This window comes from Streptomyces sp. NPDC101194 (genome assembly GCF_044767885.1).
Lineage (GTDB): Bacteria > Actinomycetota > Actinomycetes > Streptomycetales > Streptomycetaceae > Streptomyces.
Map to the genome: position 1 here is coordinate 84123 of NZ_JBIWOS010000017.1, position 18242 is coordinate 102364.

Sequence of the window (18242 nt, forward strand, 5' to 3'; positions counted from 1 at the left end):
GTCGCCTTCTAACAACAACAATCCGAGCCCGACGCCCAACCCGGGCTCCGCCCCACAGCCACCGCCCCCACCGTCTCGACGGTCAGCCCTGCGCCGCGCCCGGGATTGGTTCGTGGGGCTGAGCGAAACCGGCAAGGTCGCCCTCCTCGTAGCTGTGATCACGACCCTTGGCGGTGGCGTCTTCGGCTTGATCACCGCTGTCGCCCCTGCAGTTCTGACCAGCGCCGGCAAGGACGATAAGCCATCGGTGCAGGCCTCCGAGACGCCAGGCAGGACCGTGCCACCAGTGACTGCTACTCCGCCGACCAATCAGCCCACGGAGTCTGGTTCGGCGGACGACCCTGCACCTAGCGTAAGTTCGAGCTCTGACTCGAAAGCGATCCAGTACACAGGGTCCGTGCGTATTGCGAACGCAGGGCCGGACCTCGACGTCGTCCCTCCGAAGATCGGCATCGCCGACCCTGACCCCGACATTGTCATCGCCCCGTTCGACCCCTCACATATAGATGCTTACAGCGTGGTGAACGAGCCCCGATTGGCACTCTGGACAGGCTCGAAAATGCCCAACAGACGGGACTGTTCCGACCTGCTCTCCACCCAGGGGGGGACAAGAGTGAAGGTGGAGAAAGGAACGGTGGTCTGCGTCCGGACCGATGCTGGGCGCATCGCCGTGCTGACGATCACGTCGACGAGCAATGACTCCGACATCGGTGACACGGCACAGGTGACTGTGTGGTCTGAGGTTTCCGACTAGAACCTTCGCGACCGAAGCCCCCACCAACCGCCCGCTCGCGGAAGACGGGGTGCCGGTAAGAACGCTGTCACCGATCCTGCTGGCGTCGTCCTCCTGGTCGACGGTCCGGCGGGCGGGCGTGCTCGCGTGGGCGGTCACAGGCCGATCCCGACCAGCGGCGAGTTCTTCACGCGGTCGATGTCGTCCATGTGCGGGCGGAAGCCGCGACATCATCCTCCTTCGCCCCCTCGTGTTCAGGAAGTCGCGCACGGAACGGGTGCTGGAGACGGGGGGCAGACGCTGGATCGTGCGGACGTAAGCGGCCATGCGAGCCCTCAGCGTCATACGCCCAGGTGGTTTGGCTGGTGCACCCCACTCGATCGGCCTCATGGCCGCCCTATCTTTAGCGTGTAGTCAAATGGCTACGCTGAGTGAGAGGGGACGCGGATGCGTCCGAAGTCCATGGGTCGACTGGTGGCCCTCGCCTCGACGGCCCTGTTGCTGGTCGGTGCGGTGAGTGCCGGATCAGCCAACGCGAGCGCTGAGCGCGGCCGGGCCGCACAGACGCTGAACTGGGTGGCTCTGGGAGACTCCTACAGTGCGGATGTGATGGTCCCGCCGTGGGACGCTCCCGCCGACAGCGACGGGTGCGGCCGTTCCGGGTACAGCTGGGAGGCGATGCTGAAGCGGGACCTCAACGCGGCGCACCCGGGCTGGGTGAACATGACCGACGTGACGTGCGGCGGAGCCACCGTCGCGCAAGGGGTTCTCGGGCCCCAGCCGGACGGCGTGCTCTTCGGCCCGCCGGCCGACGGCAAGGACCACGGCGGTTGGGTCACCAAGACGCCGCAGATCGACGCGGTGAACGCCGACACCGACATCGTCACCGTCGGCATCGGCGGCAACGACCTCGGCTTCGGGGACATCATGAACAACTGCCTGGCCATTGGGGCCGAGCAGACGCTGCCCGTCAAGTACTGCAAGGCCTACTACGAGTCCGAGCAAGGGCAGCACTGGCTCAACGAGCGCTGGCAGATCGTCGAGGACGGCCTGCAGGCCACTCTGGCGGACATCCACTCCAGGGCCCCCGAGGCGAAGGTGTTCCTGCTCGGGTACCCCGCCATCGTGCCTTCCGCGTTCGGCTGCGCGTACGGCAACTTCCACCAGCTCGGCACGGTCCGGCTGACCAGCGACGCACCGTACCTCGACTCCCTGCAGCAGAGGCTGAACCAGAAGATCGCGGACGCGGCCGACGAGAACCAGGCCACCTACGTCGACACCTACACCTCAAGCGAACAGCACGGCGTGTGTGCCAGCGGCTCCGACCGCTGGATGTATGGCGTCTTCTCCAACCTGGTCATGCCGCCCGGAGTGGACAAGCCCGCCGACCCGGCGCAGTACCAGTGCCCGGCCCGCGAACAGGTACCCGCGCTGCTACCCAAGGGCGAGGCGTGCACCTTCGTCCACCCCAACTACTACGGAGCGCTCAACCAGCGCAACGAAGCCGAAGCCGCCTTCCAGGCCGCCGGCCTTACCCCGTGAAGCAAGGCGGCCCAGCCAATCCGTGACCGGGCCGAGGCCTGGTCACCGCCACGACGACGAGGGCCGGTGCCGGGACGAACCGGGTCGGGGCCGGCCCTCAATGACAGGCGTCGCCAGAAGTACCGACGGACGTTCTCGACCTTCTTGTGCCTCGACTTGGCCATCAGCATCAGCTCGAAGGCGCCCCGCTCCCCGAGGTGGGTCAGCGAGGAGTGCCGGTACTCGTGCAGGTCCCAGCCCGTGCCCGGCCCGGCGAGGGCGATGTGCTGGTCGAGCAGGGCGCGGGCCTGGCCGCAGGAGAGGTGGGCCAGGCCGGTGTCCGGGCAGACGTCGCGCGGGCCGAGGACCTTGCCCGGTCCGGGGCGGCGGTGGGTGACGAACGCCGGCCCGCGGGTGCGGCCCTTGAGCATGACGGCCCGCCTCAGGGCAGCCCCGGGAAGCAAAACAGCCAGCCGGGGCCAGCCCTGAGGACCGGTCACTTTCGCCAGAACAGATGGTGCGTCACCCCGCTCGGGCTGGGAATGACCTCCAGGTGGAACCGGTCGAGCAGCTCATCGGGGGACTCCCAGAGTCGTACTCCGGATCCGAGCTTCAGCGGCGAGACCGCCACGTGCAGGGTGTCGACGAGGTCGGCGTCGAGGAACTGCCGGATGGTGGTAGCCCCACCGCCGAGTCGGACGTCCTTGCCCTGCGCCGCCTCCCGGGCCTGTTCGAGGACCGTGGCAGGGCCGCCGTCGACGAAGTGGAACGTGGTGTCGGAGAGTGTGAACGAAGGGCGCTTGTGGTGGGTCATGACGAACACCGGGGTGCGGAACGGGGGCTCGTCCCCCCACCAGCCGCGCCACTCGTGGTTGTGCCAGGGCCCGCGCTGGGGCCCGAACTTGTTGCGGCCCATGATTTCGGCGCCGATGTTGCGGGCGTAGTCCCGCGTGAGGTAGTCGTCGAGACCTCGGCTGCCCCCGGGGTCGGTGCGCATGGGCCAGCTCGCCGTGGCGCCGGCCCAGGCGAACAGCCTCTCGGGCTCGACATGACCGAATGGCCTCTCGAGGGTCTGGTCCTCACCGGCACCGATTCCGTCACTCGAGACATTGAAGTTCTGGACTCTCAGTAGCTGAGCCACGTGTTCCTCCTGTGATGGCGATAACTGTGGTGAGACTTGGATCGTCACCGTGAGGTCGGAGCCGATCGACGGATCTTGACGCGTACCGGCAGAGTCATCTGATCTGCTGAACCCTCCGCCGGCATGTCAAGAGCGGTCGGCCCGCGACGACTACCCGACGGCCGCGGACAGCTTTTCGTCCCTCGGGTGGGGCCGCGGGTCAGTGGGCTGGCTTGAGCACGCTGGCGAGGCCAGGGTGTACCCGTCCGGGGATGATGGTCGTGATGGTGCACTTCGCGGCGCTGTTGGCGACGAACGGGTCCTGCGCCGTGATCTGTTCGATCGTGGAACGGGCGACGCTGTGGGCGACGATGGCGCCACCGTTCGAGGTGGGATAGGTCTGGCCGGAGACCAGGAACGTTCCGTCGCGGTGGTGCCGCTCCCGGTAGGCGACGTGGTCCTTGATGAAGGGTTTCGCGGCCGGGCTCCGAACCCGTGTAGTGGAGCAACAGCAGGTGCAGCACGGCGTCCTCCTCGGCTTCTTGGGTGGCTGACGTATCACGTCACCCGGTGATCGGCTCAGCTTTGGCCGAGGGGGGACGACGCCTTGACCGCTGGTGGCCTGGGTGAGTCGGACGCGTGGTTGACTGCTGAGGTCGCCAACGACTGGGGAGTGATATGACGCACGACGCAAAGGCCGTTGCTCAGCGCATGTACGAGGCGTTCAACGCTCGTGACGTCGCCGGAGCAGAGACGATCTTCTCCGCCGACTTCGTGAGCCATCCGATGGGCACTGTCGGCGTCGACAGCGTCGTGAAGGCGTGGAGCGGGCTTCACGCCGTGTTCCCCGACATCCAGATCATGGTCGAGGACATGGTCGTGGATGCGGACAAGGTGGCGGTTCGCACGACCCTGCATGGCGTCTTGGGCGGCGCAGGCGTCGATGACCAGCCCCTGCCCTCGATGATGGAGATCTTCCGGGTACACGACGGTCGCATCGCCGAACTTTGGGGCATATCCACGCTCAACCGCCCGGCGGGTAGCAGCGTGACCCCAGGTTGATCACGTGCGAGGTGATTTCGGTGTGCGTAGTGGCGATGGGCTGTTCGAGGTCGAGCCGGGCGAAAGGAAGCAGCCGCAGGCTCGTCCGGCGGGAGGAGACAAGCGGTCGCGGGCCTCGCGCCCTTCTTGGGGCATGACCCAGATACGTCAGAAACCCGCCACGGGATGATCTTGGAGCGTTGAACGCCCCGCCCCGTCACCCGTTCGGCTCGGTGTCGTTGGTGGTGATGTTGAGTTTCGTCTGGGGCGGGGTGGATTGTGACCTCGATCGAGAGGACCGCGTATCCGCGGTTCAAGCGGCTGATCACCGCGCATGAGCTGCATCTCTTCTTCACACCGAGCGGTGACGAGGTCGAGTGGGCTGCTGCCCGTACCGACTGCGCCGAGCACCTGCTGGCCCAGCTGCTCGCGCTGAAGTCGTACCAGCGCATGGGGCGCTTCCCGAAGCTGGACGAGATCCCCGACACGATCGTCGCCTTCGTGCGCCGCGCGGTCGGCCTGCCGGAGGGCACGGTGCCGAGAGCGGCGAACCGTACGGCGGAACGGCAGCGAACCGCCGTACGCCAGCGGACGGGTCTGTCGTACGACAAGGCGAAGGCCCGGAAGATCGCCGAGGCGGTGATGCGGAGTGAGGCGGTGTCGAAGAACCGCCCGGCGGACCTGATCAACATTGCCCTGGAGAAGGTCGTCGAGGCAGGGCTGGAGCTGCCGGGCTTCACCACGTTGGACGCGCTCGCGGCGAGGGTCCGCACCGAGGTGAACGCCGCGATCTGCATGGGCATCTACGACCAGCTCAGCGAGGCGCACCGGGAGCGGCTGCTGGCCCTGCTGTCGGAGAAGGACGAGTCCGGCACCACGAAGTACAACAAGCTGAAGCAGTCGGCCAAGGCCCCGACGTGGTCGCACTTCCGCGACCAGGCCGAGCACCTTGGGTGGGTGGACGAGCTGGGCGAGACCGGGGTGTGGCTGACCGGCATCGCCTCGGGGAAGATCACTGACTTCGCCGGGGAGGCAGAGGCCGCGGACGCGCCGGGGCTGCGGGACTACAGCCTGGTGAAGCGGCTCGCGCTGTTGGTGTGCCTGGTGCACAAGGCGCGGATGCGGGCCCGCGACGACCTGACCACGATGTTCTGCAAGCGGTTCGCGTTGCAGGTCAAGCGCACCAAGGCAGAGCTGGAAAGCATCCGGGAGCAACAGCAGGCCATCGTCGAAGCGTTGATCGGGAACTACCGCACCGTGCTCCAGCACATCGACGCCGATGGCCCCGTCCAGGCCGCGCGGGAGAAGGCGGCAGCGATGACCGTCGAGATCCTGGCGGCGGTCGGGACCTCGACCAAAACGCGGTGCCTGACACCGTCGCCGCGCGGCTCGGCGACGGGCTCGCGCCCGCCCTGCACACGATGGCGAAGGCCCTTCGGGTGCAGGCCGGTGCCCTGGGCGTGCCCGCGGCGGCGGTGGACGACTTCGGTGGGTTCGAGGGGCAGTACGAGAGAATCGAGAAGGTCGCCGCCCACCACGGCAACTACTGGGAGGTGCTGCTGTACGGGCACCTGCTCAAGGACCGCTCCACGATGTACGACCTGACCAGCCGCCTGGAACTCACGGCCACCTCCGAGGACAACCGCGTCCTGGACGCACTCGCGCATGCCCGCCGGTACAAGACCTCCCGCGACTATATCCCGGAACGGCACGAGGACGGTCGCCTGGTCGACATCTCGCCTGCCACGCTGAACTGGCAGAAGGCCGTACGGGACAAGAACCGGCCCGGCGCCTTCGTGCGCAAGCACTTCGAGGCGATGGTCTTCGCCGCGCTCGCCGAGGAACTGCGCACCGGCGACGTCGCGGTGGCCGGCTCCGAGGAGTACGCCGACTGGAGCGAGCAACTGCTCCCCTGGGAGGACGTCGAAGCGAAATCGGGCGATTACCTGGTGGAGGTCGGCCTCGCCGAGCCCGGCGACGCGGTGCCGTACGACGCGGTGACGTTCCGCCAACAGCTGGAGGACAAAATCACCGCGGCCGCCGCGACGGCGGACGCCGGGTACCCGGACAACGAGGGCCTGGTCATCGACCCCGAGGATCTGGCCCACATCTCGCCGTACCTGACCGAGCACATCCGCCGCTTCGGCGAGTACTCCACCCATGAACTCGGCCTCCAGCCCGAGGCGTACGACCCGCACCTGGACATCGAATTCAGCCCGCTCCGCGGGGACGACCCACCCGGTGCCAACGGCTACGGGCAGGCAGCATGATCCCCCGCTCACAGGAGAGCCGGGGCGTGCCGCTGCCTCATCAGGCCCGACGTATGCGGCGTCGTCGGCCCGGCGCATGGCGAAGCCGAGAGATCGGGTCGACGTGCTCGGCAAGGAGGCAGCGGAGGCGCTCCTCGGCGCTGGCGTGGTCGCGGCTCATTGCTCATGCATGTCCAGCGCCGGTGAGATCGTTGCGCCGGCCGACAGCAGTCTCTGCGCCAGCGCACGGCAGCGCGTCCCGAGCTCTGGAGGGTCGAGTATCTCGAAGTCGTGTCCCAGCAGGAGTACGTGCATGAGCACGGCGTCGAGGCGTTCGGCGCCACTGAGCACCTCGCAGAGTTCGCTCCCGCGCTGTCGTACAACGGCCGCCGACGCCGGAAGCTGCGCGCGCACCGTGTCAGCCGACGCGTGCACGAGGAAGCGCGCCTGGTGCGGGTAGACCCGGCTCGCCACGCCCTCTTGCACGTACGTCGCTGCGTCGGGCGCCGCGCGCGGACGGAAGCGCCAGGCCCGTGCAGAGACATCGGTCATCCGGTCGACGCGGAAGCTGCGCCAGTCGGCGCGATCGAGGTCGTAGGCAAGGAGGTACCAGCGCCGGTCGGAAGTGACCAGGCGATAGGGCTCGACCCGTCGCCGTCGCACCTCGCTCCCGGACGGGTAGTCGAAGCCTGCCTCGACCTCGTCGCGGCAGGCTCTGGCCAGCATCATGAGCACCTCGGGGTCGACCGGCGTGCGGCCTCCGTCGAAGGACGCCACCGAGCTGGTGAGAGCGCGCATCTCGTGCCGCAGCCGGGTGGGCAGTACCTGGTCGAGCTTGGTCAGCGCCCGGAGCGCGGCGTCGCCGGCGCCGGCGACCGCGCCGCCCGCGCCGGCGAGCAGCGAGACCGCGGTGGCGATGGCCTCATGGTCGTCGAGAAGCAGCGGCGGCAGGTCCTGCCCTGGGCCGAGCTGGTAGCCGCCGCCGACACCCTGGCTGGCATGCACCGGATAGCCGAGGGCGCGCAACCGCTCGACATCACGCCGTACCGTGCGCGGCGTGACCCCGAGCCGGTCGGCGAGCTCGGGGCCGGTCCAGACCTGACGCTGCTGCAACAGCCCGAGCAGCGTGAGCACCCGCTCCGTCGTACCCCGCTCGTCACCGCTTGCCACATCCATGTCGCCCACCATGCCAGAAATAGCGGACCGATCCTGTCCGCTAGAGGTGTCAGGGTGACTCCATGGACGCAAACGAACTCGACTTGAACCGGACGCTGCGCGAGCAGTTGGAGTTTCACTGGAACCACCAGCTCCGAGCCCGGCTTGAGGGCCTGACCGACGACGAGTACTTCTGGTCGCCGGTGCCGGACGCCTGGAGCGTGCAGCCGCGCGGCAGCTCGACGGCGCCCGTGCGGCTAGGTGCCGGGGACTTCACGATGGACTACGCCTCCCCCCAGCCGGTCCCAGCGGCCTTCACCACGATCGCCTGGCGACTCGGTCACGTCATCGTCGGCGTGCTCGCCGCGCGCAATGCGGCGCACTTCGGCGCGCCGGCGGCGTCGTACGAGACCTGGGAGTACGCCGGCAGCGCGGCCACCGCACTCGACCAGCTCCAGACCCAGCTCGACGTCTGGCTGGCCGGGGTGCGCGGCCTCGGCAACGCCGGGCTCCGGGTACCGGTCGGCGCGAAGGAGCCCTTCCCCGAGATGCCCATGGCTGACCTGGTGCTGCACATCCACCGCGAACTGATCCATCACCTGTCCGAGGTCTGCCTGCTGCGCGACCTCTACCTGCACAGGAAACTTGGCACCTCTAGGGAGAGGCCCATGACCGCAAAGACGACACATCTCGACCCCGAGGAACTCCACAGCAACCCTGCCTTCACGCAGGGTGTGATCGCACCCGCTGCCCGGACGCTCCATGTTGGTGGCCAACTCGGCACCGATAGCGCCGGAAACCTGCTCGACGGTATTGAGGCGCAAACCGCTCAGGCAATGCGAAACGTGCTGACTGTGCTTGCTGCCGCGGGTACCGGTCCTGAGCATGTCGCCAAACTCAACATCTACCTCGTCTATGGGGTCGACGCACAGGTGGGATACGCGGCGTCGCGATCAGTGTGGGGCAATCACCGCACAGCCATCACGGTCGTTTCCACCGCAGGACACGCTCGCCCAGGCGCGCTCGTGGAGATCGACGCAGTAGCGATCATTCCCGAATAGGACGAACCCACGGATCGAGACTGCAAAGGCGCAACTCGCCGCGTGGTCGACGAACAGCGCCGCAGCGCGATCGGCTGTCGGGACGTGTCCGGCCCTGACGTGCGGCCAGAGCAGCTCCTCCGCGGTCAAACGGGAGGGGCAGAGGGCCGACGGCTACTTTGCATCCGCCTTGTCGGGCGGTCGCCAGGGAGCCAAACCCCCCGACGTGTGTTTCGCAGTGAAATTCCCCTGCCGCAGTTCGGACAGCCGGACCCGCTGACGGTGGCAACGCCGGCCCAGCTCGTCGATGCCTTGCGTGCCGTCCGAATCCGGGCGGGTTCACCGTCGCTGCGGGCATTGGCGGCTCGCGGCCGGGGTCGTCTGAGCAAGAGCAGCGTCGGGGCCATGCTCAACTCGGAAGAACTGCCTAAGTGCGACCGGTTCGTGTCCTACCTGTACGCCTGCGGGATCCGGGACAAGAACATGGACGTGTGAGTGTTCACCTGGCGGCGGCTGAAGGCATTGCAAGGGCCTGAATCCCAGTGGATGCCGGGGCTGACGTCTGCCGCGGCGTCGTTCAGCTAGCCCCAGCGGCGCGACGCGCCCCGGGCGGCCCCTCACTTGAGGGGCCGCCCGGCGTTACAGGTATCGGCATAACTGTGACTCCTGAGAGGGCGGCATGTGAGGTCCCAGCCGTTTGCCCTTTGGTTTGGGGTGAGCGGCCCGGTCGCGGGTTCGCGTTGAACCATGCCGCCGTGCTCAGGAACCGGCGAGGCCCCCGTCATCTCGGCGGGGGCCTTCAACTGTTACCAACTGTTCCTGTGGGCGCTGTAGCGATGGCGGGTCGGGGGGATATCGATGTCAGGGTCGTACTTCGTGGCCAGGAGGGCGGCGCGGGTCCTGGACCGTGCGACCCTCTCGTCGCGCTTGGCCAGGTCCCCGATGCATTGGCTGTGCGCGCAGCAGTAGCGGTAGATCGCGAAGCTCCGGCGGATCTTCTGCGGCCTCGGTCGGCGTCCCTCTCCAGAGGCGGTGGCGAGTTCGGCGGTGGAGTACCGCAGGTCGTAGACGACGGCCGCACGGTGCGGTCCGCTGACATGTCGCCAGAAGGCGTACGGGCGGTCGTCCTCGACCCGGCAGGCGCGTTCGTAGCGGCGGGCGCGTTCGTGGGGTGTCTGCTTGTACGGGGTGTGGTGGGCGGTCCGTGCCACAGCGGGCTCCGATCTTCCCTGGAGTGTCCAGGGACTACCGGAAGCCGAAGGCGGTATTGCCTCTGTCAGCCATGCCGACGATTCTATGCAGTGTCAACTGCATGCGGAGACATAAAGAAGCGCCCGCGCAGTCCGGTCAACCGGTTCGACCCCGGTGATGTCGGTCGGCTACGGCCGGAGCTGGGTGAACAAACCTGGCGCGGTCTCGGCCAGGATTCCGCGGCCGGCCAGCCGTTTGAGTTTGAGGCGGACGTTGTTGATGTTGTTGGGCGCGACTGCCACGTCCATCACCTCGCACACCTGCCGGGCCCGCAGCGGATGGTCGGCGGCGGTGAACACCGCCGTGATCTGCTGGTAGGCCGGATGGTCCGGCAGCTTCGGTGCCGGCGGCGCGGGCGGCCCGGGGTCGGGCAGTTCCAGCAGCGTCTTTCGGGTGATCCGGACTCCTTCGGCCGCCCGGCCGAGTTCGTCGAGCCGTGTGGTCAGCTGCGTGATCTTTTCCCGCGTCTCCTCGGCCTGCGCGGTGATCTCCCGTTCCCGCTCCTCCAGCCGTGCCAGCACTGCGCCGAGGGTCAGCTCCCCGCCACTCACGCGGTGCGCCAGGCCGGTGTGGTCGCCGCGGTCAGTCGGCGCAGTACCACCGCGGTCTTCGCCCAGTACACCCGCGACTCCGAGTTGCGGGGCAGGTGCTCGTAATCGCGTACCAGCCTGCGGTGCAGCATCAAGATCCCATAGGCGCGCTCCACGACCCACCGCTTGGCCTGGGGAACGAACCCGGTCCGCGCGGGATTGCGCTCCACGACCCCCACCCCGATGCCCACCTTCTGCCCGTGCGCGACGACGGCGTTCTTGAAGCCCTGGTCGACCAGGGCCTTCTCCACGGTGTCAGTGTCGGCGGCGACCTTGTCCAGCAGCGCGATCCCGACGGCGTTCTCATGCGCCGACGCGGCCACCACGACCACCGCGATCAGCAGCCCCAGAACGTCAACGGCCAAGCCGCGCTTGCGGCCCAGTACTTTTTTGCCGCGTCACGCCCCGTCGACTCAGCAGGCACTCCGGCCGCCGCGTGCACGCTCTGGGTGTCGAGCACCACCAGGCTCGGATCCGCCTTCCGGCGCGCCATTTCCCGCACCTGCCAGCGCAGCAGGTCGTGAATGGTCTGATCGATGCCGTCGTCACGCCAGGTGTAGAAGTAGTACTTCGCCGCGCCGGGCGGCGGAAAGTCGTGCGGGAGCAGCTCCCGCTGGCAACCGGTCCGGCCCTGGTAGAGCAGCGCGTTGACGATCTCCCGCATCGCGTACCGGCCCCGATGGCCACTGACCGAGGGATGCGCGGCCTTCCACGCGGCGATCACCGGCTCGACCAGCGCCCACTGCTCGTCGCTCACGTCGGTCTTGTAGGGCTTGCGCTCACTCACAGCGACCAGCCCAACATGCCCATGGCCGCCGACCGGCCGGGATGCCGCACCGCCACACGTTCAGGTGACGAGAAATCTCCTATGCACTCTCATTCCGCCCTCTGAGAGCCCTGCCGGATGCCTTGAGGCGGGCCCTCAGAGCGGACCGCGCCACGTCGGGCCTATGCCGTTCCTGTCCAGAGCCTCGGGCTTCCGTGCCACTTGCTGAACCTGGGTCGCGATGCCCGGGGCCTCCTACCTGACGGTGTTTGAACTTCTGGTTCAGGTGGGAGAGCGCCAAGTGGACTTCTGCGGGCTGTATTGCTGGCGTGCGACCCACGTTCGGGGTGCCCCTCGATTGTCGGCTCGGAGACGTAAGGCTGGCCTCCCCGGATCAGATTGCGGGGCGACGCAGCACGTCCGTGGGCTCCCAGTCGCTCTTCCAGAATGCTTCAAGCCCGTGCTCGTTGATGAACTGCCGCTCCACCTCGTGGATGGGGTACATCCCTTGGATGTTGATCACGTCGTGACCCTCGTGTCCCGGGACACCGACGTCGATGCCCAGATAGTCCTCTCGGCCGAGGACCGTCGGCGCGAACACGCAGAACGCCGTCATCTCCGACTCGGGCACGATTCGCTCGCCGAAGTCGATGGTGCTGCCATAACTGAATGGGCAGGTGCCACGGAACTGCTCGGCAAGGAATCCCACCGCGTGGGCCCAGATCACGTTGGTCGAGTTCACACTGAGACAAAGTTCCGGCGAGCCGTGCTGCCAGTCCGGATGTTCTGCCAGCGACAAACCGTAAGTGAGCGTCGTGAGAAACCCGTCCGGCATGTCGTCATACACGATCTCCGTCACGCCCCGCAGCCCCTGCTTGGTCGACTCGACAGGGAAGAACCGGGGCTCCCTCCCCCGGAAAGCCGATCAAGATGGGCGAGGTACTTCTCTATGCGACTGGCCATGTGACCAGCCTGCACGATCACTGACACGTAGACGCCATCGGGGGCGTCACCCGTAACGCTCCGCAACAGGTCCACAGAAGTTGCGCCAGAACCCGACTCTCGGCAGCGGTTGTTCACGGCTGCGGAAGGTGCTTGCGGCGCGGCGGGGTCGATGTTCACGGCGATGGGCAGCAGCCCGGTCCGAGGACGGTCACACGGCGACGGCGCGGCCCCCTCCGGCGGCCTACCCCCGTAGCCGGCGCTTCTGTCTTGTACCTGTACGAGCAGCAGGGCACCTCGAACTCCGCTGCGACCATGAAGTGCCCCATCTGCTGCCCGCCGTCGTGAACATCCGATGCGCCCAGATGGTCACAGCGCTGCCGAGAATGCTGTCAGAACGCCCTGCCTGGCCCCTTTCCTGGGCGGCCACCGCCACACCGGCGACGGCAATGGAGCTGTACCTGACGATCCGGCCCGCCGCCTTGTTGGCGGCCGTGACTTCTGGCGGGCGATGCTTCCTTGCCGGGCGCTCTACTGGTCGGGGTGGACGGCCTGGGCGCCGGTTCCTTCGTACAGCTCAGGTGTGAGGGTGAGGAGGAAGCGGCCGGCTGGGAAGTCGGCGCAGGGGCGGGCGGCGTGGATCGCGTGGACGGCCGCCCAGGGGTGTCCGACGTGTAGCAACTCGGTGGCGGTGATCGCGGCGGCGGTGTCGAAGGGCTCGATCGTGATGAATCGCAGACCGTGGATGTAGGCGAGGAGGCTGGGCCGTTCGGTGTCGCCGGCGGTGAGGGAGAGGACCGGGGCGTAAAGGGTGCCCAGGCCGCCGGAGGCCTGGACATAGAAGGCGGCGACGGCCTCGTTGTACGGGTCCTTGGGGTCGTGGAGGGCGGTGGCGGTCGTGTGGTCGAGGACGACCGCGATGGGCCCCACTATGCGGCCGCCGAGTTCTGGCTGGCGCCGAGGCGCTGGAGGAGGCCGCGGGCTTTCGTCTCGGCCTGCTCGCTGGGCACGGTTCCCAGGACGGAGGCGAGTTCGGCGCGGGCCTGTTCGGCTCGCTCCGCGTACTCGGCCTGGGTCGGCCGGCCCTCGGCGAGCTCTTCGACGAGCTGCCGGATCGTGGTGCCGTGCTCGGCTGCCAGCGCGGACACCTCCAGCCGTACTTGAAGGTCAGACGACGATCTTTGAGATCGAGCGGGACTGGCGCCCGCTGGCCCGAGCCCTGCTGCCGGCCCCGCTACCGCCGGTGAAGACACTGCTGGCGGACTTCGCCCGGTACACCACCGAGAACCGCTGGAACCAGAAGGTCCACGAGCCCAGTGCTCGGGTTCTACGAGTGGCCGCCACCTGGCTGGGCGCCGCCGACACCGTCTTCCGCGAGGATGAGCTCCGGGCGCTGCACCGCGTGTTCGGCGGCAAGGGGCGCATTCGCGGGCTTGTCGCCTTCCTGGACCAACGCGGGCAGCTCGTCACCTCGCCGCCGCGGGGCAACCGTGACGAGGCTTTCGTCCAGCGCACCGTTGCCGCCTTCCCTCCACGAATCAGCGACGAACTTGGCACGTGGATCGGGGTCTTGCGTGGCACCATCAGGTCCCACCATCGCGTCATCGACTACGCAACCCTGCGCCGCTACCTCATCTACCTGGCCACGCCGCTCGCTGACTGGACCACCCGCTACACCACCTTGCGCCAGGTGACGGAGGCTGACATCACGACCGCTGTCACCGCGGTCAAAGGCCCACGCGCCCACGAGCGCGCTGTGGCGGTCCGGTCGCTCTTTCGAGCCCTGAAACACGCCAAGCTCGTCTTCGTCGACCCCATTTGTGGCCTCCGCATCACCCGTCAGGAACTGCTGCCCACAACCCTGGCTCCCGACCGGCTGGCCGGGCTCTTGGAGACCAGCTCCAACCCGGCTACCCGCCTGGTTCTCGCCCTGGTCGCCCTCCACGCAACCAGCGGCACCGACCTGCGCAACCTCGTCCTCTCCGACATGCTGCTTCCCCGACGGCAACTTCTGATCCGCCGCCCCCACGGCCGTCACGTCGTCCACCTCGACAACACCACAGCTGCCCTACTGCATGCCTGGCTCCGCTACCGCCATCAGCGTTGGCCACGCACCATCAACGCGCACCTTCTGATCACTCAACAGACCGCCAACGCGTCCGATCCTGCCTCTGCGGACTACATCTACAGGCGCTTCGATGCCGCCGGTCTGACTCTGCGCGCAGTTCGCGCCGACAGAATCCTGGACGAGGCCCGCGAGACCGAAGATCCCGTCCACCTCGTCCGTGTCTTCGGAATCTCCATCACCACTGCCATGAAGTACATACACACGGCCCACCCCCACCGCGCCGGCCCTGTTCCTCGCTGACGCAGAAGGCCGTCCCCGGGAAGCACGTGCACCCCCACAATGCGTCACTCCAGGAACCTGACCTGCCATCACGATGGCGGCAGCTCAGTGTTGAGTCTCTCGGCAGGCACTCGCTCGATGCGAGTCCAGCCCCTCCAGCCCCGCTCCTCCAGAATCGCCAACAGCCGTGCGGCGTGCGGTGAGGACTCGACCATGGTTGAGTCCAGCAGGTCGACAAACTGATCGTCGATGCCGTCATCGGCACCCACCTCGCCGGCCTCCACAGCGCGAACCATCAAGCGCTCCATGATGTCGGCGACCTCAACGATCCGCGGATCGTCGGCCGGCCAGTCGAGTGCCCCGCTGAGAAGGCTGTAGAGCTTCACCATGTCCGGGTCGTCCAGCTCCTCGTGCTTCTTGGCAATCACGGAGTCGATCGAATACGGCACCTTGGCAGCGATCATGATCCAGGCATCCCGCTCCATCTCGATATACCACTCCCCGACGCCGAGACCGCGCAGCCGGTCGAGGTAGCCCACAACGCTCTGCGGAAGCGCCAGGTGCTCTCCGGCGGCAAGCCTGGCGAGCCGACTGCGGGTGCCCTGCAGCCGCCGGATCTCGGCGCGCAAATCCTTGTCGATCTCCTGGACGCCGCCGGCGAACTCCTCCGGGCCGGCGGCGAGGAGTTCCTGAACCCGGGCCAGCGGCACGCCTGCATCAGCCAGGGTACGGATCCGGATCAGTCGCACGACCGCAACAGCGTCGTAGGTCCGGTATCCGGACCGGTCGCGCTCGGGCTCCGGCAGCAACCCGATCCGATGGTAGTGACGTACCGCCCGCACCGTCACCCCGGCGTACGCCGCAAGCTGGCTGATGGTGAGCATAGGTCCCAGCCTGCCTCAGGCGATCTTCCGGCGGTAGGCGGCCATCCCGAAGACGTACGCCACGACGAGGATGCCGAGGCACCACGCGAGGGCGGTCCAGATGTCATCGCCGACCGGCTGCTGGGCGAACAGGTTGCGGATCGTGTTGACGATCGACGTCACCGGCTGATGTTCGGCGAACCAGCGCACCGGGCCGGGCATCGTATTGGTGGGCACGAACGCCGAACTGACGAACGGCAGGAAGATGAGCGGGTAGGCGAACGCGCCCGCTCCCTCGACCGACGACGCGGAGAGCCCGGGAATCACGGCGAGCCAGGTCAGCGCCAGGGTGAACAAGAGCAGGATGCCGGCGACCGCGAGCCATGCCGACACTCCTGCCCCTGAGCGGAAGCCCATGAGCAGAGCGACGCCCACGACGAGCACGAGCGCGATCAGGTTGGCGACCAGCGAGGTGACGACGTGGGCCCACAGCACACCCGAGCGTGCGATCGGCATGGACTGGAATCGCTCGAAGATCCCGCTCTTCACATCGGTGAACAGCCGGTACGCGGTATAGGAGATGCCCGATGCGATGGTCATGAGCAGGATGCCAGGCAGCATGTAGTTCACATACGAAACCGACCCGGTATCAATGGCGCCGCCGAACACGTAGACGAACATCAACATCATGGCGACCGGCGTGATAGCGGTCGTGATGATGGTGTCCATGCTGCGTGTGACGTGGCGCAGGGTCCGCCCCGTGAGGGCGGCAGTGTCGCTGAAGAAGTACGCGGTCATCCTTGTCCCCCGGTCGTCGTGCTGGAGGCTTCGCTCTTGTCGCCGCTGCCGATGACTGCGAGGAAGATCTCCTCCAGAGTCGGCTGCTTCTCGACGTACTCGACCTTGGCGGGCGGGAAGAGCTGCTTGAGCTCGGCAAGGGTGCCGTTCACGATGATCCGACCCTGATGGAGGATCGCGATCCGGTCGGCGAGCTGCTCGGCCTCGTCCAGGTACTGCGTGGTGAGCAGCACCGTCGTGCCGTACTTGGCGAGTTCCTTGACGGCATGCCATACCTCGATACGGGCCTCGGGGTCGAGTCCGGCCGTCGGCTCGTCCAGGAAGATCACGGGCGGATTTCCGATGAGGCTCATCGCGATGTCCAGCCGGCGGCGCATCCCACCCGAATACGTGGACACCTTCCGCGAGCCGGCATCGGTCAGTGAGAAACGCCTCAGCAGGTCATCCGCGATCGCGCCCGGGTCCTTGAGGTGGCGCAGCCTGGCGACGAGGGCGAGGTTCTCCCAGCCGCTGAGGATCTCGTCGACGGCCGCGAACTGTCCGGTGAGGCTGATGGACTCCCGCACATTCGCCGGTTGCGTGGCGACGTCGAAGCCGTGGACACTGGCTGTCCCCGCGTCGGCCTTCAGGAGCGTGGCGAGGATCCGCACGGTCGTGGTCTTGCCTGCCCCGTTGGAGCCGAGCAGGGCGAAGATGTTGCCCCGCGCCACCTCGAAGTCGACGCCGCGTAGCACTTCGAGCTTCCCGTACGCCTTCTCCAAACCCTGCACGCGAATCACCGGACCGGCGATCGATTGGGCCGTCATGATCATCTGCCTCCTTCGTGGAGTTGTTCCCGGCGACTGCGAGGAAGCTCCTGCCGGAAGCATGAAGGGTTGACCTAACGTCAAGGTCAACCCTGTTCCGACCACGACATCCAGATCACCGGTCGATCAGACACATCGCAGCATGACGGACTGCTTGCCTCGAGCTTGGTAGGCCACGAACCCGCCATACTCATAGCTGCCGGTGAACCACTCACGCGTTGGTTCCTGCGACTCACCGGCCAGAAATCAACGAACCCACCTGCTTCCGTCGGCGGCCACGTCGAGCCCGGCGAGGCGTTGCTGGACACCCTCGCCCGCGAAGTCGAAGAGGAGACCGGCTGGCGCCTGCGCCACGTTCGGCGCCTTCTTGGGATCACCACTTGGACCGGCGACGACGGTGCCGGAGAGCGGCACGAGGCCGACTACCTCGTCGAGGTCGACGACGATCTGGACCACCCCGCTCTGGAATGGTCCAAGCACACCGCCTACGACTGGTTCGGACCTTGCGATCTTCCCCGCCTCAAGGAGAACCGGGCGCCCGGTGAGTACCTCATCCACGACCTGATCGTGGGCGGGGAACCAGCTGTCCGCGGACCAGGAAGTGCCGGTGTCCGCTCACATGGCCTTGACCTGCCAGGATGCTACTGATCGGAAACGTGCAGGGCAGGTCCGCCCTGCTCTGCCTCATCTCTCTCCAAGGCGCTGATTGCCCGGCGGCGCCACCGTGTGCCGGCTGCGACGACAATCATGCCGCCCAGCAGGCTGACCGCCGCAACACCCCAGGCTGCGGCCGTAAACAGAGTTCCGAGTGACTCCATGACGCCCCCTCTCGGGGCGAGAGTACTCCGCAGGACCCGGCATTAGGTCCGTGGAGCTGCTCTTGGCCGGACGAGTGCGTGACCCCTTTGACCATGTTCTATGTGGTGATCGCTCGTTGGGCTGTTCATGGGGCGGGATACGTGGAGTTGGATTGTTCCGGACGGGCTGTGGGAGATCGCGAAGCCGTTGATCCCGCCGTCG

At 67.3% G+C, this 18242-nt stretch carries 18 protein-coding genes and 2 pseudogenes; 7 read left to right on the forward strand and 13 right to left on the reverse strand.

Features of this window, described 5'->3' with window-relative positions; all coding sequences use genetic code 11:
• The first annotated feature begins 112 nt into the window (after positions 1 to 112).
• Positions 113 to 754 (forward strand): hypothetical protein, encoded by a 642-nt coding sequence (locus ACIRP2_RS37480; RefSeq protein ID WP_404258247.1) that lies wholly within the window; start codon positions 113 to 115, stop codon positions 752 to 754.
• Positions 755 to 1180: 426 nt separating this feature from the next.
• Complete coding sequence (locus ACIRP2_RS37485; RefSeq protein ID WP_404258248.1) at positions 1181 to 2275, forward strand: SGNH/GDSL hydrolase family protein; 1095 nt, start codon at positions 1181 to 1183, stop codon at positions 2273 to 2275.
• 116 nt (positions 2276 to 2391) lie between these two features.
• On the opposite strand, the pseudogene ACIRP2_RS37490 reads toward ACIRP2_RS37485, so the two are convergent.
• The 3 genes and pseudogenes from ACIRP2_RS37490 to ACIRP2_RS37500 form a co-directional block, all read right to left on the reverse strand.
• A pseudogene (locus ACIRP2_RS37490) lies at positions 2392 to 2685 on the reverse strand (site-specific integrase); the annotation flags it as partial.
• A 65-nt stretch (positions 2686 to 2750) separates the two neighbouring features.
• Entirely contained in the window at positions 2751 to 3395 is a 645-nt protein-coding gene (locus ACIRP2_RS37495; RefSeq protein ID WP_404258249.1) for a dihydrofolate reductase family protein, read from the reverse strand.
• Positions 3396 to 3594: 199 nt separating this feature from the next.
• Positions 3595 to 3936, reverse strand: coding sequence for a YciI family protein (locus ACIRP2_RS37500; protein ID WP_404258250.1), 342 nt, complete (start codon positions 3934 to 3936; stop codon positions 3595 to 3597).
• A gap of 116 nt (positions 3937 to 4052) precedes the next feature.
• Between ACIRP2_RS37500 and ACIRP2_RS37505 the strand changes: the two genes are divergently transcribed.
• Both ACIRP2_RS37505 and ACIRP2_RS37510 read left to right on the forward strand, forming a co-directional pair.
• Entirely contained in the window at positions 4053 to 4436 is a 384-nt protein-coding gene (locus tag ACIRP2_RS37505) for an ester cyclase (RefSeq protein WP_404258251.1), read from the forward strand.
• Positions 4437 to 4694: 258 nt separating this feature from the next.
• Positions 4695 to 6020, forward strand: a complete 1326-nt coding sequence (locus tag ACIRP2_RS37510; RefSeq protein WP_404258252.1) for a DUF4158 domain-containing protein — start codon at positions 4695 to 4697, stop codon at positions 6018 to 6020.
• Positions 6021 to 6841: 821 nt separating this feature from the next.
• Here the strand turns inward: ACIRP2_RS37510 and ACIRP2_RS37515 are convergent.
• Positions 6842 to 7840 (reverse strand): helix-turn-helix transcriptional regulator, encoded by a 999-nt coding sequence (locus ACIRP2_RS37515; RefSeq protein WP_404258253.1) that lies wholly within the window; start codon positions 7838 to 7840, stop codon positions 6842 to 6844.
• 62 nt (positions 7841 to 7902) lie between these two features.
• On the opposite strand from ACIRP2_RS37515, the gene ACIRP2_RS37520 reads away from it, so the two are divergent.
• Positions 7903 to 8880, forward strand: a complete 978-nt coding sequence (locus ACIRP2_RS37520; protein WP_404258254.1) for a DinB family protein — start codon at positions 7903 to 7905, stop codon at positions 8878 to 8880.
• Positions 8881 to 9665: 785 nt separating this feature from the next.
• On the opposite strand, the gene ACIRP2_RS37525 is transcribed toward ACIRP2_RS37520, so the two are convergent.
• The 6 genes and pseudogenes from ACIRP2_RS37525 to ACIRP2_RS37550 form a co-directional block, all read right to left on the reverse strand.
• The gene (locus tag ACIRP2_RS37525; protein WP_404258255.1) at positions 9666 to 10070 is read right to left on the reverse strand and encodes a hypothetical protein; all 405 of its coding nucleotides are present in this window, start codon (positions 10068 to 10070) and stop codon (positions 9666 to 9668) included.
• 168 nt (positions 10071 to 10238) lie between these two features.
• On the reverse strand, positions 10239 to 10661 hold the full coding sequence (locus ACIRP2_RS37530; protein WP_404258256.1) for a hypothetical protein: 423 nt from the start codon (positions 10659 to 10661) through the stop codon (positions 10239 to 10241).
• Positions 10658 to 11487, reverse strand: a pseudogene (locus tag ACIRP2_RS37535) (IS5 family transposase). The gene ACIRP2_RS37530 and the pseudogene ACIRP2_RS37535 overlap by 4 nt, the downstream one beginning before the upstream one ends.
• 373 nt (positions 11488 to 11860) lie before the next feature.
• Positions 11861 to 12325, reverse strand: a complete 465-nt coding sequence (locus ACIRP2_RS37540) for a suppressor of fused domain protein (RefSeq protein ID WP_404258257.1) — start codon at positions 12323 to 12325, stop codon at positions 11861 to 11863.
• Between the two features lie 614 nt (positions 12326 to 12939).
• On the reverse strand, positions 12940 to 13338 hold the full coding sequence (locus ACIRP2_RS37545) for a hypothetical protein (protein WP_404258258.1): 399 nt from the start codon (positions 13336 to 13338) through the stop codon (positions 12940 to 12942).
• Positions 13338 to 13556: a hypothetical protein gene (locus tag ACIRP2_RS37550; RefSeq protein ID WP_404258259.1), complete on the reverse strand. Its 219-nt coding sequence runs from the start codon at positions 13554 to 13556 to the stop codon at positions 13338 to 13340. The genes ACIRP2_RS37545 and ACIRP2_RS37550 overlap by 1 nt, the downstream gene beginning before the upstream one ends.
• Positions 13557 to 13651: 95 nt before the next feature.
• Here ACIRP2_RS37550 and ACIRP2_RS37555 point away from each other — a divergent pair, with 95 nt between their 5' ends.
• Positions 13652 to 14776, forward strand: coding sequence for a hypothetical protein (locus ACIRP2_RS37555; protein WP_404258260.1), 1125 nt, complete (start codon positions 13652 to 13654; stop codon positions 14774 to 14776).
• Positions 14777 to 14844: 68 nt separating this feature from the next.
• Here the strand turns inward: ACIRP2_RS37555 and ACIRP2_RS37560 are convergent, their stop codons facing one another.
• The 3 genes from ACIRP2_RS37560 to ACIRP2_RS37570 are packed head-to-tail and all read right to left on the reverse strand — an operon-like array spanning position 14845 to position 17222.
• A complete protein-coding gene (locus ACIRP2_RS37560) occupies positions 14845 to 15639 on the reverse strand; it encodes a MerR family transcriptional regulator (protein WP_404258261.1) in 795 nt (264 codons plus the stop codon).
• A 15-nt stretch (positions 15640 to 15654) separates the two neighbouring features.
• Positions 15655 to 16416, reverse strand: a complete 762-nt coding sequence (locus ACIRP2_RS37565; protein ID WP_404258262.1) for an ABC transporter permease — start codon at positions 16414 to 16416, stop codon at positions 15655 to 15657.
• Positions 16413 to 17222: an ABC transporter ATP-binding protein gene (locus tag ACIRP2_RS37570; protein ID WP_404258263.1), complete on the reverse strand. Its 810-nt coding sequence runs from the start codon at positions 17220 to 17222 to the stop codon at positions 16413 to 16415. The genes ACIRP2_RS37565 and ACIRP2_RS37570 overlap by 4 nt, the downstream gene beginning before the upstream one ends.
• 297 nt (positions 17223 to 17519) lie before the next feature.
• Here ACIRP2_RS37570 and ACIRP2_RS37575 point away from each other — a divergent pair, with 297 nt between their 5' ends.
• Complete coding sequence (locus tag ACIRP2_RS37575; RefSeq protein ID WP_404258268.1) at positions 17520 to 17870, forward strand: NUDIX hydrolase; 351 nt, start codon at positions 17520 to 17522, stop codon at positions 17868 to 17870.
• Positions 17871 to 18242 lie beyond the last annotated feature (372 nt).

What these genes read in the sequence shown, in the direction of transcription:
- ACIRP2_RS37505 (WP_404258251.1), top strand. Translation starts at nt 4,053, where the DNA reads ATGACGCACGACGCAAAGGCCGTTGCTCAGCGCATGTACGAGGCGTTC.
- ACIRP2_RS37520 (WP_404258254.1), top strand. Translation starts at nt 7,903, where the DNA reads ATGGACGCAAACGAACTCGACTTGAACCGGACGCTGCGCGAGCAGTTG.
- ACIRP2_RS37565 (WP_404258262.1), bottom strand. Translation starts at nt 16,416, where the DNA reads ATGACCGCGTACTTCTTCAGCGACACTGCCGCCCTCACGGGGCGGACC.
- ACIRP2_RS37485 (WP_404258248.1), top strand. Translation starts at nt 1,181, where the DNA reads ATGCGTCCGAAGTCCATGGGTCGACTGGTGGCCCTCGCCTCGACGGCC.
- ACIRP2_RS37515 (WP_404258253.1), bottom strand. Translation starts at nt 7,840, where the DNA reads ATGGATGTGGCAAGCGGTGACGAGCGGGGTACGACGGAGCGGGTGCTC.
- ACIRP2_RS37570 (WP_404258263.1), bottom strand. Translation starts at nt 17,222, where the DNA reads ATGACGGCCCAATCGATCGCCGGTCCGGTGATTCGCGTGCAGGGTTTG.
- ACIRP2_RS37560 (WP_404258261.1), bottom strand. Translation starts at nt 15,639, where the DNA reads ATGCTCACCATCAGCCAGCTTGCGGCGTACGCCGGGGTGACGGTGCGG.